The sequence below is a fragment of the Bilophila sp. 4_1_30 genome, from assembly GCF_000224655.1.
GTDB lineage: Bacteria > Desulfobacterota > Desulfovibrionia > Desulfovibrionales > Desulfovibrionaceae > Bilophila > Bilophila wadsworthia.
The window spans coordinates 1276603-1286392 of the sequence record NZ_JH114231.1 but is presented as its reverse complement, the minus strand read 5'-3'; the positions used below and the strand labels follow the sequence as shown (position 1 = coordinate 1286392).

At 63.3% G+C, this 9790-nt stretch carries 8 protein-coding genes; 4 read left to right on the top strand and 4 right to left on the bottom strand.

Translation table 11 applies throughout. The features are described 5' to 3' along the window. Nucleotides 1-20: 20 nt before the first annotated feature. The 4 genes from gatB to HMPREF0178_RS05745 all read right to left on the bottom strand — a co-directional run bounded on the left by gatB (nt 21) and on the right by HMPREF0178_RS05745 (nt 4915). The gene (gene gatB, locus HMPREF0178_RS05760; protein ID WP_009379796.1) at nt 21-1445 is read right to left on the bottom strand and encodes an Asp-tRNA(Asn)/Glu-tRNA(Gln) amidotransferase subunit GatB; all 1425 of its coding nucleotides are present in this window, start codon (nt 1443-1445) and stop codon (nt 21-23) included. A 196-nt stretch (nt 1446-1641) separates the two neighbouring features. Next, nucleotides 1642-2274: a DUF4254 domain-containing protein gene (locus HMPREF0178_RS05755; protein ID WP_009379794.1), complete on the bottom strand. Its 633-nt coding sequence runs from the start codon at nt 2272-2274 to the stop codon at nt 1642-1644. Nucleotides 2275-2276: 2 nt separating this feature from the next. After that, nucleotides 2277-4049, bottom strand: coding sequence for a hypothetical protein (locus tag HMPREF0178_RS05750; RefSeq protein WP_009379792.1), 1773 nt, complete (start codon nt 4047-4049; stop codon nt 2277-2279). Next, nucleotides 4046-4915, bottom strand: a complete 870-nt coding sequence (locus HMPREF0178_RS05745; RefSeq protein ID WP_009379790.1) for an NAD(+)/NADH kinase — start codon at nt 4913-4915, stop codon at nt 4046-4048. The genes HMPREF0178_RS05750 and HMPREF0178_RS05745 overlap by 4 nt, the downstream gene beginning before the upstream one ends. A gap of 221 nt (nt 4916-5136) precedes the next feature. Between HMPREF0178_RS05745 and HMPREF0178_RS05740 the strand changes: the two genes are divergently transcribed. From HMPREF0178_RS05740 to HMPREF0178_RS05725, 4 genes are all read left to right on the top strand, one after another. After that, the gene (locus HMPREF0178_RS05740) at nt 5137-5745 is read left to right on the top strand and encodes a D-sedoheptulose 7-phosphate isomerase (protein ID WP_005028832.1); all 609 of its coding nucleotides are present in this window, start codon (nt 5137-5139) and stop codon (nt 5743-5745) included. Nucleotides 5746-5767: 22 nt separating this feature from the next. Then, a complete protein-coding gene (locus tag HMPREF0178_RS05735) occupies nt 5768-6004 on the top strand; it encodes a zinc ribbon domain-containing protein (RefSeq protein WP_005028834.1) in 237 nt (78 codons plus the stop codon). Nucleotides 6005-6141: 137 nt separating this feature from the next. Next, complete coding sequence (gene hemC / locus HMPREF0178_RS05730) at nt 6142-7068, top strand: hydroxymethylbilane synthase (protein ID WP_005028836.1); 927 nt, start codon at nt 6142-6144, stop codon at nt 7066-7068. A gap of 211 nt (nt 7069-7279) precedes the next feature. Next, the gene (locus HMPREF0178_RS05725) at nt 7280-9745 is read left to right on the top strand and encodes a Lon protease family protein (protein WP_009379787.1); all 2466 of its coding nucleotides are present in this window, start codon (nt 7280-7282) and stop codon (nt 9743-9745) included. The last annotated feature ends 45 nt before the right edge of the window (nt 9746-9790 follow it).

Genomic DNA, 9790 nt, shown 5'->3' with positions numbered 1-9790 from the left:
CCCCCTCCAATCTTCTCCTCCTATTTCAACAGTCTTCCCAACGCTTCGTTGACGAGGGCGGGGTTGGCCTTGCCCTTCATCTTGCGCATGACCTGCCCGACGAAGAAGCTGATGAGCTTGGTCTTGCCGCCCTTGTAGGCTTCGGCTTCGGCGGGGTTCTCGGCAATCACTTCGGCGACGGCGGCGTCGATGGCAGAGGTGTCGGACACCTGCACAAGACCTTTTTCACGGACGTAGGCTTCGGGCATGACGCCGTTGGCGTACACTTCGCTGAAAATATCCTGAGCGATCTTGGCGCTGATGAGGCCGCCGTCGACGATCTTGGCGAGTTCGGCAAGGGCTTCCGGCTTGAGGGCGGAGTCTTTGAGCTCCACGCCGGTCTGGTTGATCTCGCGGAGCATGGGGCCGGTCATATAATTGGCTATCTTGCGCGGCTCGTTGTACAGGGCCACCGCCGCTTCAAACAGATCGGCCTGCGCGCGGTCGGATGTGATGATGTCCGCGTCCTGCTCGGGAAGTTTCCACTCATCCATGAACCGCCGGCGGCGCTGCGCGGGCAGCTCGGGAAGGCTGGCCTTCCAGCTTTCGAGCTGCTCGTCCGTGATGTGCACGGGCACGAGATCCGGGTCGGGGAAATAGCGGTAGTCGTGGGCCTCTTCCTTGTCGCGCATGGACATGGTGACGCCCTTCACGCTGTCGAACAGGCGGGTTTCCTGAATCACCTTGTCTCCATCTTCCAGAACGTCCTGCTGGCGGGAGACTTCGTATTCGATGGCCTTCTGGACGTGGCGGAACGAGTTCAGGTTCTTGAGCTCGGCGCGGGTGCCGAATTCGGCCGCGCCTTTGGGACGGATGGACACGTTGGCGTCGCAACGGAAGCTGCCTTCCTCCATGTTGCCGTCCGTGATGCCGAGGTAGACCACGATGGCGTGCAGGGCCTTGAGATAGGCCACCGCTTCCTCTGCACTGCGCATGTCGGGCTCGCTCACGATTTCGATGAGCGGCACGGCGGCGCGGTTGAGGTCGAGATAGCTGTGGTCGCCTTCGTGGATGTTTTTGCCCGCGTCGGTTTCCATGTGGATGCGGGTAATGCCGATGCGCTTGGTCTCGCCGCCGACGTTGATGTCCAGATGCCCGAATTCGCACAGCGGGCGCTCGAACTGCGAAATCTGGTAGTTGTACGGCATGTCGGGGTAGAAGTAGTTCTTACGGGCGAACACCGAATCTTTGTTGATGGTGCAGTCAAGGGCGAGGCCCGCGCGGGTGGCATACTCCACGGCGGTCTGGTTCAGAACGGGCAGCACGCCCGGCATCCCGGCGCACACCTCGCAGACGTTGGTGTTGGGCTCCACCCCGAACGTCGTGGGGCAGGAGCAGAACAGCTTGGATTTGGTGCAGAGGTGAACATGCACTTCAAGGCCGATGACGGTTTCATAAGTGGACATAGGGCGACTCCGAAAGGCCGAACGATTATTCTATTCAGGTATCAAACACTTTTGTTTTTCAGTTCCGGACGCTGGAGACGCCCGGAATTCAAAACGTAAAAGTCTTAGAAGGATAGGGGATGGGGTTTGGGGAAGGGGAAAGGAAGCCCTTCTCCAGAAGGGTTCCTTTCCCCTTCCCCGATTCCTCACGCTTCCTCTATTTTCCATACAGCTCAGGGTTCAACGTGGGGTCGTTGTACATCTTGAACTGGAAATACAGCTTGGGGGTCTTGGCCCCCTCGACGAACTCGGTGACGAGATGCTTGACGGCAAGGCTGAGGTCGGCGCGCTGCTCCTTGAGGACCGCGAGCTTCTTTTCGCAGGAGGCGATGTGCTCGGGAGTCACATCGGTGCGCCGGACCTGCTCGTCCATGTGCCAGATCTTGAGGCTGAGGATGGAAAGGCGGTCGATGGCCATGCCGAGGGATTCCGTATTGATGTGCGGCGCGGGCGAGGCCGGGAGCAGCGGGGAGAGCAGGGCCACGAGGCAGGCGTCCACGCGCTCTATGCGGTCGTTGCGTTCCTGATTGAGCCTGTCGATGCGGTACTTGCAGTCGGCGATGACGTCGGGCGTCACGTCGCGGCGGCGGGCCGTGTCCTCAATGTGCCAGAGCCGGAAATTCCGCAGGTGCTGCGCGCGGACGAGGGCAAGGAGCGTCTCGGGGGAGGCGGAGGCGTCGGGGGCGACGTCGTCGGCTTCGGGTTCCTGGCTGTGCCAGAGGGCCGTGGCTTCGTTTTGGGCGTCGAAACAGGCATCCAGAAGCGTGAACAGTTGCGTGGGTGTGGTCATGGCTATTCCTGATTGGCGTTGGAGATGGTGGCGTCAAAGAATTTGCCGACGCCGTAGTCGCCGCGGCGGAAAAATTTTTCCGGGCCGGGGCCGACGATCTGGAGTTCGGGATGGGAGCGCTGCATGTCCAGCGCGATGCGCATTTCCTTGGTGCACCCGGTGGAGAAGGTGGCGTCCTTGCCGGACCAGACGGGCGGGACCTTGAGCCCCATGAGCCCGAAGCTGGCCTCGATGTCCTCCATGCTCTGGAAGCGCCAGATGTTGATGAGGCCGCTGCGCTGCACCTGTTCCCACATGAACATGAGATCGTCCCCGTCCATGCCGGGCTCGAAATATTCCGCCGGGTTGATGATGAAGACCTGATCAAGCCGCTCCCGCAGCGACCGGACGAACGTGTCCGCCACCTTGATCGCCGTGGCGGTCTGGCCGGGGATGCTGCCGATGATGCAGCTGTAGAACATCACGGCCTTGCCGCTGTCCTTGGAGGCGCGCATACTCTTGATGATGGTCCGGGCCTTGGCCGTGAGCGCCTGTTCGCTGAACTTGCGGATGCCGGGCGCATGGGGCTTGAGCTGCATACGCACTTCTCCGCGATCTTCCCAGAAGCAGAAGACGTCACGGGTGAAGAGGTGGCTCGTGCCGAGGAGCACGTCGCGGTTGCAGCGTCCGCGGGCGATGACGGCGTCGCTCTCTTTCCATGCGCGGGCGAAGGTGACCGAGGTGCGGTACAGGTTGAGCCGTTCGCCCGTGCCGTCCGAAATGATGAGCAGGCGGTTTTCCCGCAGGCGGCGGAGCAGTTCGTTCTTTGATGCGGCCGGAGCCTTGAATATATGGGATTCGGGCAGATTGTCCACCAGCAGGGGATCGCGGTCCACGTCCCACACGGTCGGGGCGTAGTAGACCGGCGCTTCCTTGAGCGTCAGGATGACCTTGTGCCCGAGCCGCAGCAGCGTCTGGATGATCCGCAGATCAAGGGCAAGGCCGCCCTCCATCGCGCAGATATAGAGGAACGTGCGCGGCGGGCCGGGGAAGAGCTCCTCCACCTGCGGGATGAAGGCTTCGGAACCGGTAAAGATGTCCGGGAGTTCGCACTTGCCGCTTTCCGCCGCCGCGCAGTTGTGGATGAGCTGGGTGAGGGTATGGTGCGAGCGCCCGGCAAGGTGGAAGAGGCGGGCCAGCTCAGCCAGATCCAGCGCGCGGCGCAGATCGGGGATGCCCTCGGCGCTCAGGCCGTCGGGCAGGCGTCCGAGGGCCTTTTGCAGGGCCTGCGAACGGAGGAAGGAGGCGAGCGTTTCGTTGTAGAACAGGCGCTCGTTGAGCCACGGATCGCCCGCGTCGAAATGGCTGATAAGCGTGGTGACCAGCCGCTTGACGAGGCGGGAGGGCAGGATGTTGCCGAGCGCGAGGCAGCCCCGGAAACGGTGGCGGCAGTAGTTGATCATGTCGCGGCGCTTCTGGCGGTCCTTTTCGTAGCGGACGACCCGGATGATGGAGCGCCATGCCGCGATATACTGGCTGCGCACGCGGGGCGGAAAACTGCGGAGGTGGAAGGAGGCCGCCAATTCCCGGAAGGTGGCGTCGGAACACGGCGCGTACACCTGCCGTTCGTCCATGGCGACCATGAAGCGGAGCTGCTCCGGGCTGGCGACGCCGCTGGGGTTGATGCCGTGTTCGATGTTGTTTTCCGCGCAAAAGCTGTAGAACCACGCATCAAAGCCGGGATGGTCGCCGAGCCGGAGATCGCTGACCTGCCCGATGTCGGGAAGCCTGTTCATACGTGCTCCGGGGCGGACGTCCCGTCCGTCTGGATAAAGCCGCGTTCACGCAGCCGCTGGAAATAGGTGCCGGATGAGCAGGAAAGGACCCGCAGCCCGGCATCGAGGCTTTGTACCCGTATGACGTCGCCGCCGCACAGGGGGATGCCCTCCTGCCCGTCCACGGTCAGGAACGCGTCGGGCGCGGCGGCGTCGGTTTCGAGGCGGATGCGGGAGTCCGCGGGCAGGACGATGGGCGGGAAGCTCTTGAAGAAGGGCGAAATGGGCGTCAGGGTGAGGGCCTGCACCTTGGGATGCACCAGCGGCCCGTGGGCGGACAGGGCATACGCCGAGGAGCCGAGGGGCGTGGAGACGATCACCCCGTCGGAGCGCACGACGCCCATGTCTTCGCCGTCCACGAACACATGGACGGGCAGCACGCGGGCGATGGCGCCGCGCCCGACCACCACGTCGTTGGCGGCGTGCCCGCTGGCGATGGGCGTCCCGCCACGCAGGAGCTCCCACGCGAGCAGGAGGCAGGTGCGCGTGATCATCTTTCCGGCGAGGAGGCGTTCCAGCGCGGGTTCCCAGCCGACGGCGGAGAGTTCGGTCAGAAAGCCGACCTGACCGAAATTGATGCCGAGAAGCGGAATGTCCAGCCCGGCAAGCTTGCGGCCCACGCCGACGAAGGTTCCGTCGCCGCCGAGGATCAGGATTGCGTCGGCGGTGCGGGCCCTGCCGACGAGTTTTTCGGAAGGGCAGTCGGCGGGAAGGGCGGAACAAGCCACACCGTGGGCTCCGAGCCACTGGCTGACGGCTGCTGCGGTGGCTTCGGCGGCGGCGTGCCGGGCCTTGGTGACGAGAAGTATGGAGGTGACGGAGTGCATCTGCTTTCAGTAGTAGAATCCCTGTGATTCTTCAATAGCAAACTTGGGAGCCCGGTACCGCCGCCGTATCGTTTCGGCGGGTTGGGGAATGCCGCACGGCCCGCATGGAGTTGTCAGCGGGGGCTGTTTCGCTTATATCTCAAAGTTCGCCGCAAGCGGGTTGCAGAACGGGAATCAGGGATTATCTGTGCTTGTAGCCATGCGGTTCGAAGGAGCGTCTTATGGACAAAGCCCTGCAAATGATTTCCCAACATGCGGAAGACGGCGCGAAACTGCGCCGCGATTTTTTTGCCGTCCACGGGGGCAAGGTGGCCGAGGCCGCCCGGCGCATGGCCGTCGCCGTGGCGCGCGGAGGCAAGATTTTGCTGGCGGGCAACGGCGGGAGCGCGGCGGATGCCCAGCACTGGGCCGCGGAGTTCGTCAACCGGTTCCTGATGGACCGGCCGCCGCTTCCGGCCATCGCGCTGACGACCGATTCTTCCGTGCTGACGTCCATCGGCAACGATTTCGGTTACGATCTCGTCTTCACCAAGCAGGTGCAGGCGCTCGGGCGCCCCGGCGACGTGTTCGTCGGCATTTCCACCTCGGGCAACAGCGCCAACGTCATCGGCGCGTTGCAGGCGGCCCGCAAGCAAAGCCTGTTCACCATCGGCCTGACCGGGGACGGGGGAGGGCGCATGGCTCCGCTGTGCGACATCCTGCTTGCGGTGGGGCATCCGTCCACGCCGCTCGTGCAGGAGACGCACGCCGCCATCGGGCATATGCTCTGCGCGCTGACGGACTACTATCTTTTCGAAAATGTGATGGCCATCAAGCCCATGCTTGACTGAATACGTTTACAGGAGAAGCGTCATGCCCATGTTTGAATACCGTTGCACGCGCTGCGGTCATGAATTTGAAGAACTTGTTTTCGGCGACGAAAATCCGGTATGCCCGGCCTGCCGCGCCGAAGCCACGGAAAAGCTCATCTCCAAGCCGTGCCGCCATTGCGAAGGCGGAAGCCTCGGCGATTTCGGCGCGCCCTCCGCGCCGTCTTCCGGAGGCGGATGCGCCGGTTGTTCCGGCGGCAACTGCGCGAGCTGCCACTAAATTTCCTAAAACCGGGGAGGCGCGCTCCAAAAGGCGCCCCTTCCCCGGATTCCTCTTTCCCGGACATTTGTGGGGGGGCGGCTCCGGTACGGCGGCGTCCCTCAAAAAGGCACCGTGTTCACCAGCCAAGGATCGTTATGGAAAAACTCGTTATCGCCACCCGTGGCAGCCGTCTGGCCCTCTGGCAGGCGAACCATGTGAAGGACAGCCTCGAAGCCGTACATCCCGGCCTTGCGGTGGAACTGAACATCATCAAGACCAAGGGCGACATCATCCTTGACGTGCCGCTGGCCAAGGTCGGCGGCAAGGGGCTGTTCGTGAAGGAAATTGAGGAAGCGCTCCTTTCCGGCGCGGCGGACATCGCCGTGCACAGCATGAAGGACGTTCCCATGGAGCTTCCCGAGGGCCTCATCCTCGGCATCGTGCCGGAACGCGAGGACCCCACGGACCTGTTCCTTTCGGTGGACTACGATTCGCTGGAAAACCTGCCCGCCGGGGCCGTGGTCGGCACGAGCAGCCTCCGCCGTCAGGCGCAGGTATTGGCCCAGCGGCCGGATCTTGAAGTCGTCTCCCTGCGCGGGAACGTGGATACGCGGCTCCGTAAGCTGACCGAGGGGCAGTTCGCCGCCATCATCATGGCGACGGCGGGCATGAAGCGCCTCGGCCTCTCCGTGCCCAAGGAGTGCCCGCTCGCCCCGCCCGCGTTCATCCCCGCCGTGGGGCAGGGCGCGCTCGGCATCGAATTCCGCGAGGACCGCAAGGATCTCGCCGAAATGCTGTCTTTCATGGAACACCGTCCGACCCGCATCTGCGTGGAAGCCGAACGCGGCCTGCTCGCCGGGCTCGACGGCGGCTGTCAGGTTCCCATCGCCGGACATGCGGAAATGCTTGACGACGGCACCTTCGAACTGGAAGGCTTGGTCGGCGAAGTGGACGGCTCGGTGATCATCCGCCGCAAGGTGACGGGCCGCGCCGATGAAGCCCGCGCCGTGGGCTTCGCTTTGGCCCGGTCCCTCGCCGAGGACGGCGGGGCCGAGATCCTCGCCCGGGTGTACGCGCGGTAAGTTTTCCGCCGCCGGGTTGTTCCGGCTGCCGCTCTCTCGCTTTGACTTCCCGGCTTGCGCCGCAAGGAAAGCCGATACCTTTTGAGACGGGCCGCGCTCTTTTCAAGGCGGAAACCTTTGGAAGGGGCGGGCATGGGGAGGGAAGGGACAGTCTTTCTTCAGAAAGGTTTTCCCCCTCCCCGCGATCTTTTTAATCCATATTAGGAATATCATGAGTAAAATAAAGTCGCTGCCCGGCCAGCGCCTCTGTTCGAGTCTGCCCCCGGATCGCGTCCCTTGGGAAACGAGCGACACCATCCCGCGCAATGGACACCGTAAGGTGGCCCCGCAGCCCCGCGCCCTCAAGGCGCTGGAGCTGGCGTTGCACATCCACACGGCAGGGTACAATATTTATCTTTCCGGCGAGTCGAACCTTGGGCGGACCTACATGCTCCGGGAGTTTCTCGAGCCCCGCATCCGCAAGGCCCAGACGCCGCCGGATCTGCTTTACGTCAACAATTTCGATGATCCGGATCGTCCCATGCTGTTGTCCGTGCCTGCGGGGCAGGGCAAGAAGCTGCGTTCGGTCCTTTCGCAGGCGCTGGCGGATATCCGCAAGGAACTGCCCGTCCGTCTGGACAACGAGAAGTACGTCAAGAAACGTTCCGAATTGCAGGATCGTTTTCAGGCCGTGCGTTCCGGGCTCATCAAGCAGATGGACAAGACCGCCGGGAAAGAGGGCTTCAACCTCGATATGGATGAGCAGGGCAGCCTGACCCTGTATCCTCTGGTGGAAGGCAAGCGCCTGAGCGAAGACGAGTACGAACATCTCGATCCCACCTTGCGTCAGGGGCTCAAGCAGAAGGGCGATACCCTCTTGCGGGCCATGTCCGGCATGGTGCGCAAGCTGAATTCCGCCGAACAGTCCTTCCGCTCGGACGAGAGGACGCTGGAGCAGGAAGTGATCGGCTCGGTGCTGTCCGCCGTGCTGACCCCCGCTGTGGAGCGCATCCTGAAAAACTGCGCCGGGCCGGACGGTGAGCCGGATTCCGCTCTGAAAAAGTATTTTGAAGCCCTGCGTCAGGATATTCTGGATCACCCGGAAGGTTTCCTGCCCCGTGAAACGCAGCCCGCGCAGGCCCTGAGCGCAGCGCTGTCCGGCGATGCGCAGCATCCCGAGACGGACACGTACCTTTATGACGTGAACGTGTTTGTGGACAACAGCGGGAACAAGGGCGCTCCCCTGATCATCGAAGACCATCCTACCACCGCCAACCTGCTTGGCTGTGTGGAGCGCGAGTCGGAAATGGGCGCGTTGGTCACGGATTTCACGCTGATCAAGGCCGGGTCCCTGCATCGGGCCAACGGCGGTTTCCTTGTCCTGCATCTTGAGGACATTCTCCAGCATCCCGGCGCATGGGAAGGGCTTCTCCGCGCCCTGCGCGCCGGTTCCGCGCGGCTTGAGGAGGCGGGCGACGTACCGGACGGCGCGGTCCGCACCAAGGGTATCGAGCCGCAGCCGGTCCCCCTGAACCTCAAGGTCGTGCTCATCGGCAACGAGGAGCTGTACGAGGCCCTGCTGACCAATGACGACCGCTTCGCCAAGCTGTTCAAGATCAAGGCGCACATGACCGAGACGGTGGAGCGCACCGCCGCCGACATCCGGTCGTGGCTCATCCGTGTCGCCGGGATCATCGACGAGACGCATCTCCTGCCGTTCAGCCGCACCGCGCTGGCCGGGCTTGTGGATTTCAGTTCCCGCGTGGCCGAGGATCAGCGCAAGCTGTCGCTCAAGTTCCCGCTTATGCGCGACGTGATGATCGAAGCCTCCGCGATGGCCGCCATGAAGCAGTCCGCGCTGGTGGAGGCCGGGCATCTGGAAGAGGCGCTCGAAGCCCGCATGTACCGTGCGAACCTTGTGGAAGAGCTCTACATGGAAGAGTACGACCGCGAGCTCATCAAGGTACGGACGTCGGGTTCCGCCGTCGGGCGGGTCAATGGCCTGTCGGTGTCGTGGTACGGGGATTTCGAGTTCGGCCTGCCGCATCAGATTTCCTGCACCGTGGGCGTCGGGCACGGCGGCATCATCGACCTTGAGCGCGAGGCCGAGCTTGGCGGCCCCATCCACACCAAGGCCATGCTCATCCTCAAGAGCTATCTTGTGGATCAGTTCGCCCGCAACAAGCCGCTTGTGATGACCGGGAGCCTGTGTTTCGAGCAGAATTACGGCGGCATCGAAGGCGATTCCGCCTCGGGCGCGGAGCTGGCGGCGTTGCTGTCGGCACTTTCCGGCGTGCCGCTCAAATTGTCCCTCGCCATCACCGGCGCGGTGAGCCAGTCCGGCCAGATCATGGCCGTGGGCGGCGTGTCCCGCAAGATCGAGGGCTTTTTCGGCATCTGCTCCCGCCGTGGGCTCACGGGCGAGCAGGGGGTCATCGTCCCCCGTGACAACGTGGATCATCTGATGCTTTCCCCGCGCATCCGTGAAGCCGTGGACACGGGCAAGTTCGGCATCTACCCGGTGGAGCACATCACCGAGGCGCTTGAGCTTCTGACCGGCATTCCCGCCGGGAAACCCCTCAAGAACGGCGGGTTCACCCGTGATTCCCTTTACGATCTCGTCGATCGCCGTTTGCAGGAGTTCGGCCACAGCGCCGAGCACGCGTATTCGAAGCCGTTGAGGAGAAGGAAGAAGTAGGCGTTGGGATAGCAACGCCATTGGGGGAGGGAAGGGGAAACTTTC